General features: G+C 74.7%; 19 protein-coding genes. 13 read left to right on the forward strand and 6 right to left on the reverse strand.

The annotated features are described in order from the left end of the window. Window positions 1-100: 100 nt before the first annotated feature. Entirely contained in the window at window positions 101-601 is a 501-nt protein-coding gene (locus ACFZBX_RS18640; protein WP_391534813.1) for a GNAT family N-acetyltransferase, read from the reverse strand. Between the two features lie 104 nt (window positions 602-705). Between ACFZBX_RS18640 and ACFZBX_RS18645 the strand changes: the two genes are divergently transcribed. The 3 genes from ACFZBX_RS18645 to ACFZBX_RS18655 all read left to right on the forward strand — a co-directional run bounded on the left by ACFZBX_RS18645 (window position 706) and on the right by ACFZBX_RS18655 (window position 4,673). Beyond that, the gene (locus tag ACFZBX_RS18645; RefSeq protein WP_391534814.1) at window positions 706-1,611 is read left to right on the forward strand and encodes a TIGR01777 family oxidoreductase; all 906 of its coding nucleotides are present in this window, start codon (window positions 706-708) and stop codon (window positions 1,609-1,611) included. 358 nt (window positions 1,612-1,969) lie between these two features. Continuing rightward, on the forward strand, window positions 1,970-3,298 hold the full coding sequence (locus ACFZBX_RS18650) for an NAD(P)/FAD-dependent oxidoreductase (protein WP_391534815.1): 1,329 nt from the start codon (window positions 1,970-1,972) through the stop codon (window positions 3,296-3,298). A 142-nt stretch (window positions 3,299-3,440) separates the two neighbouring features. Continuing rightward, on the forward strand, window positions 3,441-4,673 hold the full coding sequence (locus tag ACFZBX_RS18655; RefSeq protein ID WP_391534816.1) for a cation:proton antiporter: 1,233 nt from the start codon (window positions 3,441-3,443) through the stop codon (window positions 4,671-4,673). Window positions 4,674-4,685: 12 nt separating this feature from the next. Here ACFZBX_RS18655 and ACFZBX_RS18660 read toward each other — a convergent pair whose 3' ends face one another. Then, the gene (locus tag ACFZBX_RS18660; protein WP_391534817.1) at window positions 4,686-6,551 is read right to left on the reverse strand and encodes a regulator; all 1,866 of its coding nucleotides are present in this window, start codon (window positions 6,549-6,551) and stop codon (window positions 4,686-4,688) included. A 321-nt stretch (window positions 6,552-6,872) separates the two neighbouring features. On the opposite strand from ACFZBX_RS18660, the gene ACFZBX_RS18665 reads away from it, so the two are divergent. From ACFZBX_RS18665 to ACFZBX_RS18695, 7 genes are all read left to right on the forward strand, one after another. Next, window positions 6,873-7,634 carry a 3-hydroxybutyrate dehydrogenase gene (locus tag ACFZBX_RS18665; protein ID WP_391534818.1) on the forward strand — a complete coding sequence of 254 codons (762 nt, stop codon included), beginning with the start codon at window positions 6,873-6,875 and terminating at the stop codon, window positions 7,632-7,634. A 120-nt stretch (window positions 7,635-7,754) separates the two neighbouring features. Next, window positions 7,755-9,137 (forward strand): MFS transporter, encoded by a 1,383-nt coding sequence (locus ACFZBX_RS18670; protein WP_391534819.1) that lies wholly within the window; start codon window positions 7,755-7,757, stop codon window positions 9,135-9,137. A gap of 129 nt (window positions 9,138-9,266) precedes the next feature. Beyond that, on the forward strand, window positions 9,267-11,228 hold the full coding sequence (locus ACFZBX_RS18675) for a helix-turn-helix domain-containing protein (protein WP_391534864.1): 1,962 nt from the start codon (window positions 9,267-9,269) through the stop codon (window positions 11,226-11,228). Between the two features lie 112 nt (window positions 11,229-11,340). Then, the gene (gene lipB / locus ACFZBX_RS18680) at window positions 11,341-12,111 is read left to right on the forward strand and encodes a lipoyl(octanoyl) transferase LipB (protein ID WP_391534865.1); all 771 of its coding nucleotides are present in this window, start codon (window positions 11,341-11,343) and stop codon (window positions 12,109-12,111) included. A 144-nt stretch (window positions 12,112-12,255) separates the two neighbouring features. Continuing rightward, window positions 12,256-13,209, forward strand: coding sequence for a lipoyl synthase (gene lipA / locus ACFZBX_RS18685; protein ID WP_344333782.1), 954 nt, complete (start codon window positions 12,256-12,258; stop codon window positions 13,207-13,209). Window positions 13,210-13,395: 186 nt separating this feature from the next. After that, window positions 13,396-13,632, forward strand: a complete 237-nt coding sequence (locus ACFZBX_RS18690; protein WP_391534820.1) for a hypothetical protein — start codon at window positions 13,396-13,398, stop codon at window positions 13,630-13,632. Window positions 13,633-13,711: 79 nt separating this feature from the next. After that, the gene (locus tag ACFZBX_RS18695; RefSeq protein ID WP_380764127.1) at window positions 13,712-14,401 is read left to right on the forward strand and encodes a DUF4191 domain-containing protein; all 690 of its coding nucleotides are present in this window, start codon (window positions 13,712-13,714) and stop codon (window positions 14,399-14,401) included. A gap of 91 nt (window positions 14,402-14,492) precedes the next feature. Here the strand turns inward: ACFZBX_RS18695 and ACFZBX_RS18700 are convergent, their stop codons facing one another. Next, a complete protein-coding gene (locus ACFZBX_RS18700) occupies window positions 14,493-14,960 on the reverse strand; it encodes an RDD family protein (RefSeq protein ID WP_391534821.1) in 468 nt (155 codons plus the stop codon). Window positions 14,961-15,251: 291 nt separating this feature from the next. Here ACFZBX_RS18700 and glnA point away from each other — a divergent pair, with 291 nt between their 5' ends. Next, on the forward strand, window positions 15,252-16,664 hold the full coding sequence (gene glnA, locus ACFZBX_RS18705) for a type I glutamate--ammonia ligase (RefSeq protein WP_380764129.1): 1,413 nt from the start codon (window positions 15,252-15,254) through the stop codon (window positions 16,662-16,664). 91 nt (window positions 16,665-16,755) lie between these two features. On the opposite strand, the gene ACFZBX_RS18710 is transcribed toward glnA, so the two are convergent. Beyond that, window positions 16,756-17,199, reverse strand: coding sequence for a hypothetical protein (locus tag ACFZBX_RS18710; protein ID WP_391534822.1), 444 nt, complete (start codon window positions 17,197-17,199; stop codon window positions 16,756-16,758). A gap of 42 nt (window positions 17,200-17,241) precedes the next feature. Next, a complete protein-coding gene (locus tag ACFZBX_RS18715; RefSeq protein WP_391534823.1) occupies window positions 17,242-17,706 on the reverse strand; it encodes a pyridoxamine 5'-phosphate oxidase family protein in 465 nt (154 codons plus the stop codon). Between the two features lie 117 nt (window positions 17,707-17,823). Here ACFZBX_RS18715 and ACFZBX_RS18720 point away from each other — a divergent pair, with 117 nt between their 5' ends. Both ACFZBX_RS18720 and ACFZBX_RS18725 read left to right on the forward strand, forming a co-directional pair. Continuing rightward, window positions 17,824-20,601: an ATP-binding protein gene (locus ACFZBX_RS18720; RefSeq protein WP_391534824.1), complete on the forward strand. Its 2,778-nt coding sequence runs from the start codon at window positions 17,824-17,826 to the stop codon at window positions 20,599-20,601. Between the two features lie 70 nt (window positions 20,602-20,671). Further along, window positions 20,672-21,307, forward strand: a complete 636-nt coding sequence (locus tag ACFZBX_RS18725) for an exonuclease (RefSeq protein ID WP_391534825.1) — start codon at window positions 20,672-20,674, stop codon at window positions 21,305-21,307. On the opposite strand, the gene ACFZBX_RS18730 is transcribed toward ACFZBX_RS18725, so the two are convergent. Continuing rightward, a complete protein-coding gene (locus tag ACFZBX_RS18730; RefSeq protein ID WP_391534826.1) occupies window positions 21,297-22,514 on the reverse strand; it encodes a cytochrome P450 in 1,218 nt (405 codons plus the stop codon). The two genes, ACFZBX_RS18725 and ACFZBX_RS18730, sit on opposite strands and share 11 nt — an antisense overlap. Window positions 22,515-22,662: the final 148 nt, after the last annotated feature.

Raw genomic sequence — 22,662 nt, forward strand, 5'->3', positions numbered from 1 at the left:
TCCAGACAGGCCGGGTCTGTCACGACTCTGCACCACCCGTGTACCGGCCCTGACGACTTGTCAGTAGCGGAACGGGTGGTACGGCCGGTGCCGCCGGGGCTCAGCCGGTGAGCGGGCGGGCCATCCAGATGTCGTCGACGTAGGCGCCGTCGATCAGGAACTCCCCGGTCAGCGAGCCCTCGACCACGAAGCCGCAGCGCGCGTAGAGGGCGCGGGCCGGGGCGTTGTGGCCGAGCACCCGCAGGGTGATCCGGCGGGCGCCCCGGGCGCGGGCCACCCGGCAGGCCTCCTCGACCAGCGCGACACCGATGCCCCGGCCGCGCGCGGCGGCGTCGACGGCGAGCCCCTGGATCTGGAGCACGTGCCGGTTGCTGGGCAGCGGGGTCGGCGGGACGATCCGGATGTAACCGACGATCCTGCCGTCGAGCAGGGCGAGGTGGAACTGGTCCGGGGTGTGGCGTTCGTCGAACACCCCCGCGTCCTCGGCGGGCCGCGGGCCTACCTCGGCCAGCGGGGTCCAGGTGAGGCGGTTGAGGACGGCGAGCTCCTTCTCGTCGTCGGCCTGAGCGGGGCGGATGATCAGATCGTCGGTTTCGCGCATGCGCGGCATGCTAACGATCGCGCGCGCGGGCGTACACGGAATTACCCGGAACCGGACGGAGCGGGCGTTCCGGTCCGCGCGGGACCCACTGCGAGGATGGGCGCATGAGAATCGCGGTCACAGGATCCACGGGACTGATCGGCTCGGCGCTCGTCGACTCGCTGCTGGCGGACGGGCACCAGGTGGTGCGGCTGGTGCGGTACCGCTCCAAGACCGGGCCGCGGCCGGACGGCACCACCGCCATCGGCTGGAACCCGCTGCTGGGCCAGGTCGACCGGGCCGGGCTGGCCGGCGTCGACGCGGTGGTGCACCTCGCGGGCGCGGGCGTCGGCGACCGGCGCTGGAGCGAGGGCTACAAGCGGGAGATCCGGGAGAGCCGGGTGCTCGGCACCGAGACCCTGGCCGCCGCGCTGGCCCGGCTGGACGAGCCGCCGAAGGTCTTCGTCAGCGCCTCGGCCGTCGGCTACTACGGCCAGACCGGGGACCGCGTGATCGACGAGTCCTCACCCGCCGGGGACGACTTCCTGGCCGAGGTCTGCGTGGAGTGGGAGGCCGCCGCCGGGCCGGCCGAACGGGCCGGGATCCGCGTGGTCCACCCGCGCACCGGGCTGGTGCTCTCCGCGGCCGGCGGCGCGGGCGGGCGGCTCTTCCCGCTGTTCCGGCTGGGCCTCGGCGGGCGGCTGGGCGACGGTCGGCAGTACTGGAGCTTCATCTCGCTCGCCGACGAGGTCGCGGCGCTGCGCTTCCTGATCGACCGGGAGGACGTGAGCGGCCCGGTCAACCTGACCGCGCCGGAGCCGGTGACCAACGCCGAGCTGACCAAGGCGCTCGGGCGGGCGCTGCACCGGCCGACGCCGTTCCCGGTGCCGAGGGCCGTGCTGGACGCGGTGCTGGGCGAGCTGGCGGTCGAGGTGGTCGGCAGCCACCGGGTGGTGCCGGCCCGGCTGCTGGAGGCGGGCTTCCGGTTCGAGCACCCGGACGTCGACTCGGCGGTGCGGGCGGCCCTCTGAGCACGGGTCGGCCCGGGACGGGGCTCGGGACCGGCGGTTCGCCGGGCGGAGGGCGGGTGACCGCCGGAAGGCTCTCCGGAGGGGCTCTGGGAGGGGGCGCACAGGAGCACACGGTGGGCGCGTTCCGCGCCGTCGGTGACCGTGCGCGCCCGTCCGGCGGGAATCGCGGCCGGATCTGCGCACATTCCGTGACGGCACGCCCACTGGATGCGATCACTCCCCTTCCCGGCCCCGGAATCAGGACCGGTACGACTGTCTGACCCTCGCACTGACTGGGCATCACACCGATCGGACCGTGTCCCAGCACCCCGCTGCCTGCGCCGGCCCGAAACATCCGGGACCAGGGAGGGAGCCACCCGTGCCCACGTACGACTTCATCCGCCGCACCCGCCGACAGTCCGACCCGGACGTCATCGTGGTGGGAGCCGGCCTCGCGGGCCTCACCGCCGCCCGCGTACTCACCGGCCACGGCGTCACCGTCCAGCTCCTGGAGGCCGCGGACCTGATCGGAGGCCGCGCCGCCGCCCACGAACTGGACGGTTTCCGCCTCGACCACGGCAGCCATCTGCTGAACACCGCGTTCCCCGAGCCGCGCCGCGCGCTCGACCTCGACCGCCTCGACCTGCGCCCGCTCTCCCCGGGCGTCCTGGTGCACAACGGCGGGCGCCGGTACCGGGTCGGGGACCCGCAGCTGACCACCGCCCGGCAGGCCGCCGCCCGGGCGCCGCTCGGCAACCCGCTGGACAAGGCGCGCCTCGGCGGCTGGCTCAACCGGCTCGCCGCCACCCCGCCCGCCCGGTTGAAGACCCGGCCGGAGACCACCGCCGCCCGCGCCCTCGGCGAACGCGGGCTCGCCCCGCGCACCGTCGACGGCCTGCTGCGCCCGCTGCTCGGCGCCCTGCTCAGCGACCCCGCCCTGGGCACCAGCAGCCGGGTCGCCGACCTGGTGCTGCGCTGCTACGCCCGCGGTCGGCTCTGTCTGCCCGCCGGGGGGATCGCGGCCGTGCCGGCCCAGCTGGCCGCCGCGCTGCCCCCCGGCACCGTCCGCACCGGCGTGCGGGTGGTCTCGATCGCGGCCGACGGCGTGGAGACCGCCGCGCACGGGCGGATCGGCGCACAGGCCGTGATCGTCGCGACCGACCCCCGTTCCGCCGCCGGGCTGCTGCCCGGTCTGCGGCTGCCGGACTTCCACCCCGTCACGACCTTCTACCACGCGGCCGACCGGGCGCCGCTGGGCGAGGCCGCGCTGCTGCTGGACGGCGACCGGCCGGGCGGGCAGCCGTCGCTGGTCTCGCACTCGCTGGTGCTCAGCGAACTGCACCCCTCGTACGCCCCGCCCGGGCAGGCGTTGATCGCCACCACCGTGCTCGGCCGCCGCACCTTCGACGCCGGCGGGCCGGCGGCGCTGGAGCCGGCCGTGCGCGGCCGGCTGGCGGAGCTGTACGGCACCCCGGTGGGCGGCTGGCAGTTCCTGAGCGTGCGGCACCTGCCGGACGCGGTGCCCGCCATGCCGCCGCCGCACAACACCCGCCGGCCGGTGCGGCTGCTGGCCGGGCTGTACGTCTGCGGCGACCACCGAGACACCAGCAGCGTGCAGGGGGCGCTGGTCTCCGGGCGGCGCGCGGCCGAGGCGGTGGCGCGCGACCTCGGGCTGCCGGCCACCGAGCGGGAGGCGGCCGCGGCCTGACGACCCGCGAGGAGCGGGCGCGCGGTCCTGCACCGGTCCGGCTGTCGGACCGGTGCAGGACCGCGTGCCAATATGCCGATATGACCGCTGATCGGATGATTCCCGCCTCATCACCGATGCCCGCTCCACCGCCGGCCGCCGCGTGAGCGCCGGGCCCGCCGTCCAGCCGCTCGCGCTGGTCCTGGTCCCCGCCGCCGCGGTGGCCGCCCCGCTGCTGGCCGACCGGCTGCTGCGGTGGATCGCCGTCCCCACCGTGGTGTTCGAGATCCTGCTCGGCGTCCTGATCGGCCCCGACGTGCTCGGCTGGGTGCACACCGACGTCCTGGTCGACGCGCTCTCCCGGTTCGGCCTGGCCATGCTGATGTTCCTGGCCGGGTACGAGATCGACCTCGCCCGGCTGCGCGGCGGCCCGCTGCGCCGCTCCGTCGCCGCCTGGCTGGTCACCGTGGCGGCCGCGCTCGGCCTCGGCGCGCTGGTCAACCCCGACCCGCTGGACGGCGCCTTCGCCGGACTGGCGCTCACCACCACCGCGCTCGGCACCATCCTGCCGGTGCTGCGCGACTCCGGGGAGCTGCCCACCCCGTTCGGCTCACTGGTCCTGGCCACCGGCGCGGTCGGCGAGTTCGGGCCGATCATCGCCGTCGCCGCCCTGCTCAGCGGCAACACCCCGGCCCGCACCGCCGTCATCCTGGCCGCCTTCGCGGTGATCACCGCCGTCGCGGTCGGCGGCGCCCGGCGGCCCCGGCCGGCCTGGATGACCGGGCTGATCCGGCGCACCCTGCGCACCTCCGGCCAGTTCGCCGTACGCACCGTGATCCTGGTGCTCGCCACCATGGTGGCCGCCGCGCTCTGGCTGGAGCTGGACATGCTGCTCGGCGCGTTCACCGCCGGCATCGTCTCCCGGCTGCTGCTCGCCGACATCCCGCGGCACACCGCGGAGGTCGTCGACGCCAAGCTGGAGGGCATCGGCTTCGGCTTCCTCGTCCCGGTGTTCTTCGTGGTCAGCGGCATGAACTTCGACCTGGACGCGCTGCTCGGCGATCCGGGCACGCTGCTGCTCCTGCCGGTCTTCCTGCTCCTGCTGCTCACCCTGCGCGGACTGCCCGCCGCGCTGCTCGCCCCCGCCGGGCTGGGACGGCGCGACCGGGCCGCGCTCGGCCTGTACGGCGCGACCGCGCTGCCGCTGGTCGTGGTGATCACCACGATCGAGGTGGACGCCGGCCACCTGCCGTCCTCGACCGCGGCCGCCCTGGTCGGCGCGGGCATGCTCTCGGTGCTGCTGTTCCCGCTGACCGCGCAGCGGCTGCGCGGGGACGTCCGGCCGCCGGCCGCCGTCGGGGGCGGCCGGCCGCGGGTGAACGCCGAGAGCTGGTAGTCCTCGGGCCGGTCAGATCACCCCCGCCTGGCGGGCCGTTTCCTCGAACGCGCGCGCCACCGGACTGCCCCGGTACGGGGTGAGCCGGCGGTGGAAGTCGCGCACGTACTCCAGCGACCGGGCCGACCGCATCTCCCCCGCCGCCCGCAGCGCGTCGGTCGCCATGCCGCAGGCCTCGTCGAGGTCCCCCATGCCGAGCCGGGCGGTGGCCAGCACCAGCCGGCAGAAGATCCGGCTGCGGGCGTACGCGGGCGAGCGCAGCCGCAGCGACTTCTCGGCGTGCTGGGCGGCCGTCCGCCACTGCTGGAGGTCCCGGTAGCAGTGCGCGAACTCGTCGGAGAGCTGCGCCTCGTCGAAGAACCGGGCCCAGGACGGCAACTCGTCGCCGGTCCGCACGGCCGCCAGCGCCCGCTCGGCCCGGACCAGCGCGGTGGTGCAGGAACGGACGTCGCCGAGCAGGCCGTGGCCGCGCGCCTCGGCGGCGTGCAGCAGCGCCTGCACGGTCGGCGGCACCGCCGTGCCCACGCCCTGCTGGGCGACCCTGGCCAGCTGGACGGCCTCCCGGCCGTGGCCGAGGTGGACGGCCTGCTGGCTCATCGTCACCAGGACGTACCCGCCGAGCGCGCGGTCCCCGGCGGCCTGGGAGAGCCGCAGCGCCTGGACGAAGTAGCGCTGGGCCAGGCCGTGCGCGGCGATGTCGAAGGACGTCCAGCCGGCCAGCCGGGTGAGGTCCGCGACGGCGCCGAACAGGGCGCGGCCGATCTGCTCGCCGTAGCGGCCGCGCAGCATCGGCTCGGCCTCGCTCTCCAGGTAGCGGACCAGCGCCTGGCGGGCGTGGCCGCCGCCGTAGGCGTGGTCCAGCGCGCGGAACAGGTCGCCGACGGCGCGGATGGCGGCGATGTCGCCCCGGCCGACGCGCAGCGCCGGGCGCTGGTCGCGGCCCGGGTCGTGGTACGGCGGCTCGACGGCGATCGGCGGGCGGCGGCTCTGGGTGGGCACCCGGGCGCCGAGCGCGGCGGAGCCGGCACCGGCCGTCGGCGCCGCGGCGGGGCCGGTCCGGACGCCCGGGGCCGGACCGCGGGTCACGGGGCTGCCCGGCGCGCCGGGCGGACCGGCGGGCGGCGACCCGGTTCCGGGGTCGGGCCGGGCCAGCGTGGAGCCGTCCCTGGCGACCCGCTCGTCGGTGCGGCCGATCAGCCAGTCCCGGCTGGGCACCACCAGGCCGGCCGGGGTGAAGGCGATCCGGCGCAGCTCGGACTGCGGCCCGATGTCCTTGCGCCACATGCTCGCCACGATGTCCACCGCCTCCTGCGGCGTCTCGGCGAACTCCAGGCCGGCGTAGACCGGGGCGCAGGCGTCCAGGCCGAGGTCCTGGGCGGTGAGGCGGCGGCCGAGCCGGCGGGTGAACACCTCGGCGATCAGCGCCGGGGTGGCACCGCGGGGCTGCTGGCCGCGCAGCCAGCGGGTGACGGAGGTCTTGTCGTAGCGCAGGTCGAGGCCGTGCTCCAGGCCGAGCTGGTCGACCCGGCGGGCCAGGCCCGCGTGCGAGAACCCGGCCTCCTCGATCAGCGCGGCGAGCTGGAGGTTCTGGGTGGTGCCGGCCGGCTGGTGGCGCTCGGGCGCGTGCCGTTCGGGCGGCGTCTGGCGCTCGGGGACGTGCCGTTCGGCCGCGTGGCGCTCGGGGGCATGGCGCTCGGGGACGTGGCGCTCGGGCCCCGGCCGGTCGGCGGGTGTGGCCTGCTCGGGCAGCCGCAGGTCGTCGGCGGCGGACGGGGCTTCGGGGGCGTCCGGAAGGGACCGGCCGACCGGACCCCGGTGCTGGTCGAGCGGGTCGAGCGGTCCGTACGCCGGGCTGTCGGTTGCAGGCCTTTGGGGCATAGTCAGTCAACACCTCTCGGACGCCGCACCGGCTCCACCAGCGGTTCGGCTGCCTGTGGCGACGCCCCCTGTCGGGAATTCGGCGTGAATGTAGCGAGCATTCGGGCGCTATGGGTGGTTCTGACCGAGCAATCCTCCGAACGGGTGAAGCATCCGCGCCCATTGTGGGGAAGACACCTCAGGATGGGTTTGGCTTCGAGGGCGTCCGCCGGCCGACGGTCGCGACGGCGGCGTGATAGCGCGGAACACCACAGTTCAGCGGGGTGCTGTGGGGGACCGCCACATAGGAGCGCGGGCCCCGGATTCCTACCGTTCTCGGCCATGGACACCACTTCAGCCCGCCCGCTCGACGGCCGCACCGCGTTGGTCACCGGAGCCGCCTCGGGCATCGGCCGGGCCTGCGCCGAGGCCTTCGCCGAGGCCGGCGCCCGGGTCTACGTCGTCGACCTCGCCGCCGACCCGGCCCGCCGGCTCGCCGAGCGGATCGGCGGCGTCGCGCACGTCGCCGACCTCGCCGACCCGGAGGCGATGGAGTCGCTGCCGGACGATGCCGACATCGTGGTCAACAACGCCGGCCTCCAGCACGTCGCCCCGGTCCACGAGTTCCCGCCCGACCGCTTCGCGCTGATGCAGCGGGTGATGGTCGAGGCGCCGTTCCGCATCCTGCGCCGCACCCTGCCGCACATGTACGCGCGCGGCTGGGGCCGGGTCGTCAACGTCTCCTCCGTCCACGGGCTGCGGGCGAGCCCCTTCAAGTCCGCCTACGTCACGGCCAAGCACGCCTTGGAGGGCCTCAGCAAGACCGTCGCCCTGGAGGGCGCGCCGCACGGCGTCACCAGCAACTGCATCAACCCCGGCTACGTCCGCACCCCGCTGGTGGAGCACCAGATCGCCGACCAGGCCCGCGTCCACGGCGTCCCCGAGGAGGAGGTGGTCGAGCGCGTCCTGCTCGACCGCACCGCCGTCAAGCGCCTGATCGAGCCCGCCGAGGTCGCCGGGCTCGCCCTCTATCTCTGCCTGCCCCACGCCTCCTCCATCACGGGTGCCTCGCTCCCGCTCGACGGCGCCTGGACGGCCCGCTGAGGACGTGGTCCCTGCACCTATGACAGGGCGCCGGGATGTATGGGCCGGTCACACAGTGCCGGCCCCCGCGCTCCCCACCTCGTGCCAGCACCCTCCCCCCGAGCCTGGAAGTGGTGAGCCATGACGGCCGCTGTCCCGGATCCATCGGATCGCGCAAGCAGGAGTTCGCTGCCCAGAGTCGTGGCGGCGAGTCTGATCGGTACCACTATCGAGTGGTATGACTACTTTTTGTACGGTACGGCCGCGGCGCTGGTGTTCGGCAAGCTGTTCTTCCCGAACAGCGACCCGCTGACCGGGACGCTGCTGTCCTTCCTCACCTACGCGATCGGCTTCGCGGCGCGGCCGCTCGGCGCCCTGGTGTTCGGCCACTTCGGGGACCGGGTGGGGCGCAAGCGACTGCTGGTGGTGAGCCTGCTGCTGATGGGCGGCTCGACCACGCTGATCGGCTGCCTGCCGACGTACGACTCGATCGGGGTGGCGGCGCCGGTACTGCTGACCACGCTGCGGCTGGTGCAGGGGTTCGCGCTCGGCGGCGAGTGGGGCGGCGCGGTGCTGCTGGTGTCGGAGCACGGGGACGCGCGCCGGCGCGGGTTCTGGGCGTCCTGGCCGCAGGGCGGGGCGCCGGCCGGCAATCTGCTGGCGGCCGGGGTGCTGTCGCTGATGACCGGCCTGCAGTCGGAGGCGGCGTTCCTGGCGTGGGGGTGGCGGGTGCCGTTCCTGCTGTCGGCGGTGCTGGTCGGGGTCGGGATGTGGATCCGGCTGGCGGTGGACGAGTCGCCGCTGTTCAAGGAGGCGCTGGCCCGGGCGGAGCGGCGCGGCGGCGCCGAGCAGCCGCCGCTGGTGGGGGTGCTGCGCCACCACTGGCGGGAGGTGCTGGTCGCGATGGGCGCCCGGATGGCGGAGAACATCTCGTACTACGTGATGACGACCTTTGTCCTGGCCTACGCCGTCTCGCACGTGCACTTCCCCAAGCAGACCGCGCTGAACGCCGTGCTGATCGCCTCCGCCGTCCAGTTCGCGCTGATCCCGCTCTTCGGGGCGCTCTCCGACCGGGTCGGGCGCAAGCCGGTCTACCTGGTCGGCGCGGTCGGCGTCGGGGTGTGGGCGTTCGTCTTCTTCGGGCTGGTGGACACCAGGTCCTTCGGGTCGCTGGTGCTCGCGGTGACCGTCGGGCTGGTCTTCCACAGCGCGATGTACGCGCCCCAGGCCGCCTTCTTCTCCGAGCTGTTCGCCACCCGGATGCGCTACTCCGGCGCGTCGATCGGCGCCCAGTTCGCCTCGGTGGCGGCCGGCGCCCCCGCCCCGCTGATCGCCACCGCGCTGCTGAAGGACTACGGCGGCTCGACGCCGATCTCGGTGTACGTGGCGATCGCGGCGGCCGTCACGGTGCTGGCGGTGCTGTGCGGCCGGGAGACCCGCGGGCACGACCTCGCGGAGGTGGAGGCGCCCGCCGGGCAGGACGGGACGACGGCGCCCGCGGCCGGGAAGGCGGCCACCGCCTGACGTGGCGTCCGGCGGTCGGCGCGCACTACCGCACGCGCGCCGGCCGCCGACGACCGACCGGGCCGAGCGGTTACGATCTCGCTTCCCTCCCCGGGGCACGTACACCCACTGTCGATGGGCGGCCGCACCATGAACGACCTCCACTCCGGCTCCGCGCCCGCGCTCCGCCGCCTGCTGGACCTGCTCGCCTCCGGCGCCGCCACCGAGGACTTCGCCGACGTGCTCGCCGACGCCCGCCGGCGGGGCGCGCCGGCCGCGGTGCTCAGCGAGATCGACGACGCCACCTGGCAGGCGCTGCGGGTCCACCGCACGATGCGCCAGCACCGGCGCCGGGAGGCCGAACTGACGGCCCTGTTCGACACCGCCGGCGACCTCGCCGCCTCCCGCGACCTGGACGCGGTGCTCCAGGCGATCGTCCGCCGGGCCCGGATGCTGCTCGGCACCGACACCGCCTATCTGACCCTCCCGGACGAGGACGCCGGCGACACCTACATGCGGGTCACCGACGGCTCGGTCTCGGTGCTCTTCCAGACCCTGCGGCTCAGCCTCGGCGACGGGCTCGGCGGCCTGGTCGCGCAGACCGCCCGCCCGTACGCGACCCCCGACTACCGCGCCGACGAGCGCTTCCACCACACCGGCACCATCGACGCGGGCGTGCTGGACGAGGGCCTGGTGGCGATCATCGGCGTGCCGCTGCTGCTCGGCGGCCGGGTGATCGGCGTGCTGTTCGCCGCCGACCGCTCACCGCGCGCCTTCTCCCCCGACGAGGTCGCGCTGCTCTGCACACTGGCCGCGCACGCCGCGATCGCGCTGGACACCGCCAGGTCGCTGGCCGACACCCGGGCCGCGCTCACCGAGCTGAACAGCGCCAACGCGCTGATCCGCGCCCACTCCGCCGCCGTCCAGCGCGCCGAGCAGGGCCACGACCGGCTCACCGACCTGGTGCTGCGCGGGGCCGAGGTACCGGACGTGGCCGCCGCGGTGGCCGCCCTGCTCGGCGGCGGGATAGCCGTCCTGGACGCCGAGGGCGAGCCGCTGGCCGGACCGGCCGCCGCGCCGGGCACCGGGCTGGCCGAGGCGGCGGCCGCGTCCCGCGCCGAGGGGCGCTCGGTGCGCCACGGCGAGGCCTGGGTGTGCGCGGTGCTGGCCGGGCAGGAGCAGTTGGGCACGCTGGTGCTGCGCGGCCGCCCGGACCTCGACGACGCCGACCGCCGGCTGTTCGAGCGGGCCGGTGTGGTCACCGCGCTGCTCCTGCTGCTGCGGCGCTCGGTCGCCGAGACCGAGAACCGGGTGCGCGGCGAGCTGCTGGCCGACCTGCTCACCGCCCCCGACCGGGACCCGGCCGGGCTGATCGCGCGCGGCCGGCGGCTGGGCGTGGACCTCGGCCGCCCGCACCTGGTGCTGGTCGCGGAGCCGGGCGGGGCGCGGGACACCGGCGCCCGCTCCCGGCTGGCGGGCGCGGCCGGGCGGTACCTGTTCGGCTCGCGCGGCATCAGCGCGGAGCACGGGGAGGCGGTGGTGCTGCTGGTCCCGGCCGGGGACGGCGGATCGGGTGCCTCGGGTGCGTCCGGCGGGTCCGGCGGGTCCGGCGAGGGGGACGCCGCGCAGCGGGCCGCCGGGCAGGCCGCCGAGCGGCTCGCCCGGCTGGCCGGGTTCCCGGTCACCGTGGGCGCCGGCCGTCCCACCGCCGGACCGGTCGCGCTGGCCGCCGCGTACGGCGAGGGGCTGCGCTGCGTCCGGGCGCTGCGGGTGCTGGGCCGGTCCGGCGAGGGCGCCTCGGCGCGGGCGCTCGGCTTCCTGGGCGTGCTGCTCGGCGACGGCCACGACGTCGCGGGCTTCGTCCGCGCGGCGCTGGGCCCGCTGCTGGAGTACGACGCCCGGCGCGGCACCGAGCTGGTCCGCACGCTGCGCGCGTACTTCGACTGCGGGGGCAGCCTGACCCGGGCCAAGGACGAACTGCACGTGCACGTGAACACCGTGGTGCAGCGGCTGGACCGGGTCGAGGTGCTGCTGGGCCCGGACTGGAACGGCCCGGAGCGCTCCCTGGAGCTCCAGCTGGCGCTGCGGCTCCAACTGCTGTCCGGGCCGTGACGTGGGCGGGTGGGGCCGGACCGGGTCCGCTCGGCTCGGGCGTACAGTGGCGAGGTTGGTCTCGAACGCCTGGCAAGGAGCAGCGGTGAGCGAGAACGTGCGGTTCATACGCATGGGCACGGGCGAGGGCGCCGTCCCCTACCAGGAGGCCTGGGAGGAGCAGCAGCGGCTGCACGCCCTGCGGGTCGCGGACGAGATCCCGGACACGGTGCTGCTGCTGGAGCACCAGCCCGTCTACACCATGGGCAAGCGCACCAACCCGGCCGACCTGCCGCTGGACGGCACCCCCGTGGTCGAGGTCAACCGGGGCGGCGAGATCACCTGGCACGGCCCCGGCCAGCTGGTCGGCTACCCGATCGTCAAGCTGCCGGACCCGATCGACGTGATCGCGTACGTGCGGCGGCTGGAGGAGGCGCTGATCCGCGCCTGCGGCGGGTTCGGCGTGGAGACCACCCGGGTCGAGGGCCGCAGCGGCGTCTGGGTGCTGGGCCGGTCCATCCCGGACGCGGTGGTGGACCCCGCGCAGGTGGTGGACATCGGCAAGCTCACCCTGCGGATGGGCCTGCCGCTGGGCATCGACCCCCGGCTGGCCGGCCCCGAGTACGCGCCGTCCAACGCCGGGCAGCGCGGCGACGACCGCAAGCTGGCCGCGATCGGCGTCCGGGTCGCGCGCGGGGTGACCATGCACGGCTTCGCGCTGAACTGCGATCCGGACATGACCTGGTTCGACAGGATCGTGCCGTGCGGCATCCGGGACGCCGGGGTCGCCTCGCTGGCCGGCGAGCTGGGCCGGGACTTCCCGGTGCCGGAGGCGGTGCCGCTGGTCGAGAAGCACCTGGCCGAGGTGTTCGCCGAGCTGCCGGAGCCGGCGCCCGGCCGCTGAGGCCCTCCCGTCCCCGGGCCGACCCCCGGGAATCTACCCGCCGGTAGCCGTGTTGCCCTGCGATTGCGGGGCCGTGGCCCCGGCGAAGGCCGTACAAGCACAGGCGTACCCTGGGGGTACCCCGTCTAGTTCTAGGAGTCGCACGTGTCCGCTGTCGCACCCGACGGCAGGAAGCTTCTCCGCCTGGAGGTCCGCAACAGCGAGACCCCCATCGAGCGGAAGCCCGAGTGGATCAAGACCCGCGCGAAGATGGGCCCGGAGTACAACGCCCTCCAGTCGCTGGTGAAGAAGGAGGGGCTGCACACGGTCTGCCAGGAGGCCGGCTGCCCCAACATCTTCGAGTGCTGGGAGGACCGCGAGGCGACCTTCCTCATCGGCGGTGACCAGTGCACCCGCCGCTGCGACTTCTGCCAGATCGACACCGGCAAGCCCGCCGAGTTCGACCGGGACGAGCCGCGCCGGGTCGCCGAGTCCATCGTCACCATGGACCTCAACTACGCCACCATCACCGGCGTCGCCCGCGACGACCTGCCGGACGGCGGCGCCTGGCTGTACGCCGAGACCGTGCGCCAGGTGCACGCGATGACCGCCGGCCGCGAGGGCGGCCGCACCGGCGTCGAGCTGCTGATCCCGGACTTCAACGCGGTGCCGGAGCAGCTGGCCGAGGTCTTCTCGTCCCGCCCCGAGGTGCTGGCGCACAACGTCGAGACGGTGCCGCGGATCTTCAAGCGGATCCGCCCCGCCTTCCGCTACGAGCGCTCGCTGGACGTCATCACCCAGGCGCGCGCCGCCGGGCTGGTCACCAAGTCCAACCTGATCCTGGGCATGGGCGAGACCCGCGAGGAGGTCAGCCAGGCGCTGGCCGACCTGGTCGGGGCCGGCTGCGAGCTGATCACCATCACCCAGTACCTGCGCCCGTCGCTGCGCCACCACCCGGTGGAGCGGTGGGTCAAGCCGCAGGAGTTCGTCGAGCTGCAGGAGGAGGCCGAGGAGCTCGGCTTCGCCGGGGTCATGTCCGGCCCGCTGGTCCGCTCGTCGTACCGCGCCGGGCGGCTGTACCGGCAGGCGCTGGAGCGTCGCGAGCAGGCCTCGGTCTGAGCCGACCGGGCGCGCGTGGGCGTGTTCGAGCCATGGGAAGGGCGGAGCCTCGGCTCCGCCCTTCCGCGTTCATCACGCTTTGACTGCCAGGTCACGGGCTGGTAACACGGGGTGGTGACGATGGACCCGTCACGGTTGTTCGATTCTTCTCAGCCACGGCCACGGCCGCGAGGGGAGCTGTTCGGCATGCGGATGCGGATGCGGTCGATGGGGGTTGCGCTGCGCTTCGCCGAGAGCGTCCTGCTGTCCGGCGGACAGCGGCAGGCCCGGCGCAACGCCTGGGCGGCGGTGTGCGAGAACCGCCGGTACGCCGCCGACCGCCGGCACGACGCGCTGCTGTCGGGGACGCCGGCGGGGGCGGCGGGCGGGGCGAGGACGGGCGCCGCGGCGGGCCGGCCGGTGCGCCGGGGGACGCCTCCGTAGCGGCACCCGGGTCACGGTTCGGGGCGAACGGGCACCCGGGCTTGGATATCCCGTACCCACGCCACGTACCATGAGCGTTATGGCGAGGGAAACATCCGAGAACCCCGGGCGGCTGAAGCAGATCCGCCTGGCGTACACCATGACCAAGAAGGTCGACACCAAGATCGGCCTGATCATCGCCGGCGTCGGCCTGCTGACCTTCGGCGTGTTCCTCGCCATCGGCTTCGCGATCGAGCACCCCGTTTACCTGGGCATCCTGGGCTTCATCGTGGCCTTCCTGGCCATGGCGATCGTCTTCGGGCGCCGGGCCGAGCGCGCCGCGTTCGGACAGATGGAGGGCCAGCCGGGCGCCGTCGCGGCGGTGCTGAACAACATCCGCCGCGGCTGGAGCGCCAGCACCACCCCGGTGGCCGTCACCCGCAGCCAGGACGCGGTCTACCGCGCCGTGGGCCGGGCCGGCATCGCGCTGATCGGCGAGGGCAACCCGAACCGGGTCCGCCAGCTGCTCGCGTCGGAGAAGAAGAAGATGGCCCGGGTCGTCGGCGACGTGCCGGTGCACGACATCGTGGTGGGCAACGGCGAGGACGAGGTCCCGCTCAAGAAGCTGCAGATCCACCTGATGCGCCTGCCGCGCGCCATCACGCCCGCCCAGGTCACCGAGACCAACGACCGCCTGCGCGCGCTGGGCGACCTGCTCTCCAAGGCGCCCATCCCCAAGGGCCCGATGCCCAAGGGCGCCCGGATGCCCAAGGGCGGCCAGGTCCGCTGAGCCCCTCCCCCGTCGACAGCACGACAACGGCCCCGCCGCGGAAGCTTCCGCGGCGGGGCCGTTCGACGTTCTCGGGCCGGTGCTCCCGGAATCAGATCCGGACCTCGACGGTGCCGACCGCCTTGTCGTGCAGCCCGCGGGTGTCCCGGTCCCAGACCAGCGCCGGCACCAGCAGGCAGAGCAGCACGGTGCGCAGCAGCACCTGCGGGATGGTCGCCCGGCTGCCGTCCAGGCGGACGACCCGCAGCCCGAACAGCCGCTTGCCGACGGTCGTCCCGGTGGTGGCGAGCAGCAGCACGGTGACGGCGAAGAACAGCGGGGTGGTCCACATGTTCGCCGAGGCCGCGGAGCCCTTGCCGATCAGCCCGTAGGAGATCAGGGCGATCAGCCAGCCGTCGACGAACAGCGCGCCCATCCGGCGGCCGGGGCCGGCGATCGAACCCGGGCCGTCCTTGGGCAGTCCGAGGCGCTCACCGCGGTGGCCGAAGTCGGCCCCCATCTTCTCGGCGGCCGCCTTCGGGCCGTCGATCCACGATCCCAACGCTTCTCTGGTGTCCACGAATCCACACTAACCGGGCGAACGCCGGGGACGGCCACCGCCTCCCCCGCGGGCCCGCCGGATCCGCCACCGAAGAGTGAACCCGGTCACCGGCGGCTTTCCACCGCCCCGCACCAATGGTCTAGACCACTACGGCCACCCCACCTGGCGGGGCGAGGTGCTTTGCCCCGTCCCGTACGGCTTTGCCGCCCAGGCCGCGACGGCGGTTAACATTCAGGAAACGACTGGGTCACCGGCCGGAAACGGCCCATTCCTAGGGTGAGCCCCAATTCGCCACACCGAGGAGGATGGATGTTCAACAACGCCGCCGAAGTGAAGCAGTTCATCCAGGACAACGACGTGAAGTTCGTCGACGTCCGCTTCTGCGACCTGCCGGGCGTCTTGCAGCACTTCTCCGTACCCGCGGCGACGTTCGACCCGTCCGAGATCCTGATGTTCGACGGCTCGTCGATCCGCGGCTTCCAGGCCATCCACGAGTCCGACATGGCGCTGGTCCCCGACCTCGCCACGGCCAGGCTCGACCCGTTCCGCCAGGAGAAGCACCTCAACATCAACTTCTTCATCCAGGACCCGGTGACCGGCGAGGCCTACAGCCGCGACCCGCGCAACGTCGCCAAGAAGGCCGAGGCCTACCTCGCCTCCTCCGGCATCGCGGACACCGCGTTCTTCGGCCCCGAGGCCGAGTTCTACGTCTTCGACTCGGTCCGCTTCGACACCAGCGCCAACGCCTCGTACTACCACATCGACTCCGAGGCCGGCGCCTGGAACAGCGGCTCCACCGAGGGCGACGTCCGCGGCTACAAGGTCAAGTACAAGGGCGGCTACTTCCCCGTCCCGCCCGTCGACCACTTCGCCGACCTGCGCGCCGAGATGTCCCTGGAGCTGGCCCGGGCCGGCCTGGAGGTCGAGCGCCAGCACCACGAGGTCGGCACGGCCGGCCAGGCGGAGATCAACTACAAGTTCAACACCCTGCTGCACGCCGCCGACGACCTGATGCTGTTCAAGTACATCATCAAGAACGTCGCCTGGCGCAACGGCAAGACGGCCACCTTCATGCCGAAGCCGATCTTCGGCGACAACGGCTCGGGCATGCACGTCCACCAGTCGCTGTGGAGCGAGGGATCGCCGCTCTTCTACGACGAGCAGGGCTACGCGGGCCTCTCCGACACCGCCCGCTACTACATCGGCGGCCTGCTCAAGCACGCCCCGTCGCTGCTCGCCTTCACCAACCCGTCGGTGAACTCCTACCACCGCCTGGTCCCCGGCTTCGAGGCCCCGGTCAACCTGGTCTACTCCCAGCGCAACCGCTCCGCCGCGATCCGCATCCCCATCACCGGCTCCAACGCCAAGGCCAAGCGCATCGAGTTCCGCGCCCCCGACCCCTCCTCCAACCCCTACCTGGCCTTCGCCGCCATGCTGATGGCCGGCCTGGACGGCATCAAGAACAAGATCGAACCCCTTGAGCCGGTCGACAAGGACCTCTACGAACTGGCCCCCGAGGACCACGCCAACGTCCCCCAGGTCCCCTCCTCCCTCCCCGCCGTCCTGGAGGCCCTCGAAGCCGACCACGAGTACCTCCTCGCCGGCAACGTCTTCACCCCCGACCTCATCGAGACCTGGATCGACTTCAAGCGCACCCAGGAGATCGCCCCCATCGCCCTCCGCCCCCACCCCCACGAGTTCGAGCTCTACTACGACCTCTAGAGGCACCGGGCACCCCGGCCCGCGGGAGCGCACCGTTCGACGACGGTGCGCTCCCGCGGGCCGTTTCGTTTCCCGCCGGCCGGCCGGGCGGTCAGGAGGTGGCGCGGGTGAGGAGGGCGGTGATGCGGGACTCGACGGCGGGCGTGAGGGTGGTGAGGGCGTAGGTGGTGGGCCACATCGGGCCGTCGTCGAGGGTGGCGACGTCGCTGAAGCCGAGGGTGGCGTAGCGGGACTTGAACTTCTGGGCGCTCTGGAAGAAACAGAGGACCTTGCCGTCCTTGGCGTAGGCGGGCATGCCGTACCAGAGCCTGGGGGTCAGGGACGGGGCGGCGGCCTTGACGAGGGCGTGGAGGCGTTCGGCGAGGGCGCGGTCGGCGGGCTCCATGTCGGCGATCTTGGCGAGGACGTCCTGCTCGGCGTCGGCCTTGGCGGTGCGGGGGCTGCGGCGGGCGGCGGCCTTGAGCTCCTTGGCGTGCTCCTTCATGGCCGCGCGCTCGTCCTCGGTGAAGCCGTCGAAGTTCTGCTTGGTCGTCATGGGGGGGGGTGCCTTTCGGGGAGTCGGGGAGAGGGGGGTGCTTCAGGAGCCGGTCGGGTGGTCGAGCCAGCGGCCCTCGCGCATCAGGTCGCGGCCGGCCAGCTCGTTCGCCTCCCGCCAGGCCTGGACGCGGCGGGGCGTGACCCGGAACCAGTGGTACGAGGCGGCCGAGGCGCGCGGGTCGAAGCCGGTGCGTTCGGCGAAGCGGTCGCCGCGCTCCTGCGGGAGGGCGTCGAGGGCGAGGACCTCGACCGCGCCGTCGATCAGGCAGACGTCCCGGGTGCGGCCGAGGGCCAGGCGGGCGGTGCCGGTGGCGGCGAGGTTGCGGCCGGTCGGGCTGCCGGCCGGGGTGGCCAGCAGCAGTGCCTCGCCGTCCCAGTCGAAGGAGAGCGGGACGAGGTGGGGCGCGCCGTCCGGCGAGGCCGTGGCCACCCAGACGTCGACGTCGTCGGCGAGGCGCTGCTCGGCGTCGTGGCGGCGCAGGGCGCGGGGACGCGGTCCGGCCATGGTCTCTCACTCCTGTCGTTGTCGGCGGGCGTGGTCACAGCCTCCCGCGAGCGGGGTGGGCGCCGCATCCGTAGTGACTACGGAACGCCCTACGGAGCCGCCCCGCATAATGGCGCGGTGTCCGGTTCCGTGATCTCGCCCCGTGAAGCCGATGTGCTCGCGCTGCTCGGCGAGCACCTCAGCAACGCCGAGATCGCCGCTCGGCTGTTCATCTCCGTCCGCACGGTCGAGTCCCACACCTCCGCGCTGCTGCGCAAGCTGGAGCTGCCGGACCGGCGGGCGCTCACCCGGCACGCGGCCGAACTCGCCCGCGCCGGGCGCTCACGGCCCGCGCCCGCCCTGCCGGCGCCGCTGACCGCGTTCGTCGGCCGGGAGCGGGAGCGCGCCGGACTGGCCGGGGCGGTGGCCGCGCACCGGCAGGTGAGCGCGGTCGGCCCGGGCGGGGTGGGCAAGACCCGGCTGGCGCTGGCGGTGGCGGCGGACCTGGCGGGCGACTTCGCCGACGGCGCCTGGTTCGTCGACCTGGCCCCGGTCACGGAGCCGCAGCGGGTGGCCGCGGCGGTCGCGGCCGCGCTGGGCGTCGGCGAGCGGCCCGGGCGCGGTCACGACGAGGCGGTGTCCGCCGCGCTGGCCGACCACCGGGCGCTGCTGGTGCTGGACAACTGCGAGCAGGTCAGGGACGGTGTGGCGCCGTTCCTGGAGCGGCTGCTGACGGACTGTCCGCGGCTGAAGGTGCTGGCGACCAGCCGGGCCCGGCTGCTGGTGCCGTTCGAGCGGGTCTTCCCGGTGCCGCCGCTGTCCCGGGACGGCGGCGGCGACTCGGAGGCGGTCGCGCTGTTCGTCGAACGGGCGGCGGCGGCCGGCGCGGCCCCCGACCCGGCGCTCCGGGAGCGGATAGCGGCCGTCTGCGAGCGGCTCGACGGCATGGCGCTGGCGATCGAGCTGGCGGCGGCCCGCTGGCCGACGCTCGGCCTGGACGGACTCACGGCCGGCCTCGGCGACCAGCTGCGGATCCTGGCCGGCGGTCCGCGCGCGGGCGACCGGCACCGGTCGGTGCGGGCCGTGCTGGACTGGAGCCACGACCTGCTGGAGCCCGCCGACCGGGCGCTGCTGCGCCGGGTGTCGGTGTTCGTCCAGCCGTTCACCGCCGGGGCGGCGGTCGCGGTGGCGGGGTCCGACCCGCTGGATCCGGCGGCCGTGGCCGACGGGCTGGGGCGGCTCGCCGAGCAGAGCCTGCTCACCGTCGCCCCGGCGGCGGAGGGCACCCGGTACCGGGCGGCGGAGACCATCCGCCAGTACGGGGCCGAGCGGCTCGAACAGGCCGGGGAGGCGGCGGACGTCCGCTCCCGGCACCTCGCCTGGTGCCTGGCCGGCGCGGACGGGCTGGCGCGGGCCGAGGGCCCGGACCTGCGGGCCCGGTTCGACGCGGTGGCCGACGACCTGCGGGCCGCCCTCGGCTGGGCGGCCGGGCGGCCGGAGCTGCGGGAGCGGGCGCACCGGCTCGCGCTGGCCCTGGGGGAGGCCGCGTTCGCGCGCAACCTGCTCGGGGAGTCGCAGCAGCGCTACGAGCAGGCGGCCGCGCTGGCCGAGGACGCGGCCGGCGCCGCGACGGCGCTGCGGGAGGCCGCCGGGGTGGCGGGGTGCCGCCGGCTCGGCGACGACCTGTACCGCCTGCACCGCGCCGCCGCCGAGGCCGCCCACCAAGCCGGGGACGGCGCCGGCGCGGCCCGCGACCTGGCGGCCGCCGCCACCGTCGCATACCGCTTCTCCAGCACCTTTACCCGCATTCCCCCCGCCGACGAGGTGGCCGGCCTGCTCGCGCGGGCGCGGGCGGCAGCTGACGAGCCCGACGGTTCCAAGGGCTCCCCCGCGACCGCGACCGCGACCCGCGCCGCCCTGGCGCTGGCCGAGGCGGCGGTGCTCGCGGACGCCTACGGCTCCGTCCAGGGCAGCCCGGACAACACCGCGCGGGAGACCGTCGCCTACGCCGAGCGGGCCGTCGAACTGGCCCGGCGCACCGGCGACCCGGTGGCCGAGTCGGCCGCCCTGGACGCCCTCTCGGGCGCGCGCAGCTGGGCCGGTGAGCCGTTCGCGGCCGCCGAGGCCGCCCGCCGCCGGGTCGGCCTGCCGGCCCCGGCGCCGGGCACCCCGGCCGGTACGCACGAACGGGTGGACGCCCTGGCGATGGCGGCCGCCACCGCGATCGGCGTCGGCGAGCTGGACCGGGCCCGGGAGTGGGGCCGGCGGCTCGCCGGGCATCCGCTGCTGGCCGAGGTCGGCCACCACGCGACGTCCTGGCTGCTGGTCGCGGACGCTTTCGCCGGGCGGACCGAGGAGGTGCCGGCCACCGGTGTGCGCTTCCTCGACGCGTGGGAGCAGGACGGCCGTCCGCGCTCCTTCTCGCTCGGCCCGGCCGCCGCCGCGGTCGCCATGGTCCACGGCCTGCGCGGTGACGAGGACGCCCGGGCCTCCTGGCTCGCCGTCGCCGGCCGGGCCGGCCCCGAGGAGGAGCACCGGTACGGCTACGGCGCGGTGTTCGACGCCATGGTGCTGCTGCACCACGGGGACGCGCGGGCCGCCCTGGAGCGGATCGCGCCGGCGCCCGGGGAGGTGTGGAAGTGGGTCTCCTGGGTCTGGCTGCACTGGTACGCGGCGACCCGCGTCGAGGCGTCGGTGCTCGCCGGCCACCCGGACGCCCGCGCCCGTCTTGCCGAGGCGCGCCCCGTGGTCGCCGGCAACCCGGTCGCCACCGCCCAACTCGACCGGGCGCAGGCCCTCCTGGACGGCGACCTGCCACGGCTGCGCGCCGTCGCGGCGGCCTTCGACGCCGTCGGCTGCCCCTACCAGTCCGCCCGCACCCTGCACCTCGCGGACGGCGGGCGGGGCGGCGGCTGACGCGCCGGGCCGTCGGCCGTCCCGCCGAAACCCGGTGGTCAAGGCCGTTCCGGGGGACGAGACTTGGCTCATGGGAAAGCGGAGCGGGGCGGCGGTCAAGGTCACGCCGACGGTGTACGTGTCGGTGGACGTCGAGGCGGACGGGCCGATCCCCGGCCCCTACTCGATGGTCAGCTTCGGCGCGGTGGTGGCCGGGTGGCACGACGCGGACGGCTTCCGGCGGTCCGGGAACGTCGAATCGTCGGGCTTCTACCGGGAGTTGCGGCCCGTCTCCGACACCTGGGTGCCCGAGGCACTGGCCGTCTCGGGGCTGGACCGCGCGGCGCTGCTCGCCGGCGGCACCGAACCCGGCGTCGCCATGCGCGCGTTCACCGGCTGGCTGGAGCAGTCGCGCACCGGGCCGGACGGGCGGCGGTACCGGCCGGTGATGGTGGGCTATCCCGCCGTCTACGACTGGCAGTTCCTCTACTGGTACCTGGTACGGTTCACCGGCTCCAGCCCGTTCGGCCACTCCGGGTGCCTGGACATGAAGACGCTGTACGCGGCGCGCGCGGGCGTGCCGTTCGCGGGGATCGGCAAGCGCTCGATGCCCGGGGAACTGCTGCCCGGCCTCCCCCACACGCACCACGCGCTGGACGACGCCCGGGAGCAGGCCGTGCTGTTCGCCAACCTGATGGAGTGGGAGGGGCCGGAGCTCAGCGGGTGATGACGGGCAGGGTCTCGTAGCCGCGCAGGACGAGGCGGTCGCGGCGGGTCGCGACGCCGCCGGGGGCCAGCCGGGGGAAGCGGTCGAGGAGGGCGGGGACGGCGATGTCGTTCTCCAGGCGGGCGAGTTGGCTGCCGAGGCAGTAGTGCGGGCCGCCGCCGAAGCTGAGCGGCTGGCTGTCGGTGCGGGTGGGGTCGAAGCGGTCCGGGCGGAGGTAGCGGGCCGGGTCGTGGTTGGCGGCGCCCAGCATGACGAACACCATGGTGCCGGTCGGGGCGGGCACTCCGGCCACGTCGAGGCCGGGGGCGGTGGAGATCCGGGAGGTCACCTGGACCGGGGAGTCGTGGCGCAGCACCTCGTCGGTGAAGAGCGCGGGGTCGATCGCGCCGGTGCGCAGGCCCCCGGCGGCCTCCGGGTGGCGGAAAAGCAGGGCGAGGCCGTTGCCGAGGAGGTTGGTGGTGGTCTCGAAGCCGGCCACCAGGAGGAGGACGAGGTTGCTCAGCAGTTCCTCGCCGGAGATCCGGTCCGGGGAGTCGACGGCGGTCCGGGCCAGCTCGCTGACCAGGTCGCCGGTCGGACGGGCCAGCCGCTCGGCACTCAACTCCTCGAAGTAGGATGAGAGTTCAAGGGCCGCGGCATCGGCGGCGGCCAGTTCGGCGAAGTCCTGGATGAGCTCCAGGACGACGGTGAGGTCCGAGACCAGGCCGCGGAAGCGGAAGCGGTCGGCGGCGGGAACGCCGAGCAGCTCGCAGATCACCTCGACCGGGAGGCGGAAGGCGAAGGCGTCCATGAAGTCGACGGGCGAGCCGTCGGCTCCCCGGTCGGCCAGTTCGTCGAGCATCCGGTGCACCGCGGCCTCGGCCGCCGGCCGCAGGGCGGCGACCCGGCGGGCGTTGAAGGCCGAGGCGACGAGCGAGCGGACCCGGCCGTGGTCGGGGGCGTTGCGCTGGAGGATCGAGCGGCCCAGCAGCTCGATGGAGGGGTGGGCGAGCAGTTCCGCGTAGTCGGCGGCGAGGTCCTCGGTGTCCTCCAGGGCGAAGGCGGGGTTGCGCAGCACCTGGTTGGCGGCGGCGTGGCCGACCACCAGCACCGCCCCGGGGCCGGCCGGGGCGGCCGGGCCGAGTTCATGCGCCCGCGCGTACAGCGGGTAGGGGTTGGAGCGCCCCTCGATGGTCATGAGCTGCTCGATGATCGACGCGCCGTCCATGCGGCCTACCCCTCCGTGGAACCGGCCAGGATCCACCGCGGATCCGACTCCCCGACGGACAACTGTTGGTGGCCGGAGGGGAGTTCCCGGGAGAGGACGGGGCCGGCGGCGCGACTCGGCCGGCGGGCGGAAGCCGGGGCGGCGGCCG

The sequence above is a fragment of the Kitasatospora sp. NPDC008115 genome, from assembly GCF_042957205.1.
Lineage (GTDB): Bacteria > Actinomycetota > Actinomycetes > Streptomycetales > Streptomycetaceae > Kitasatospora.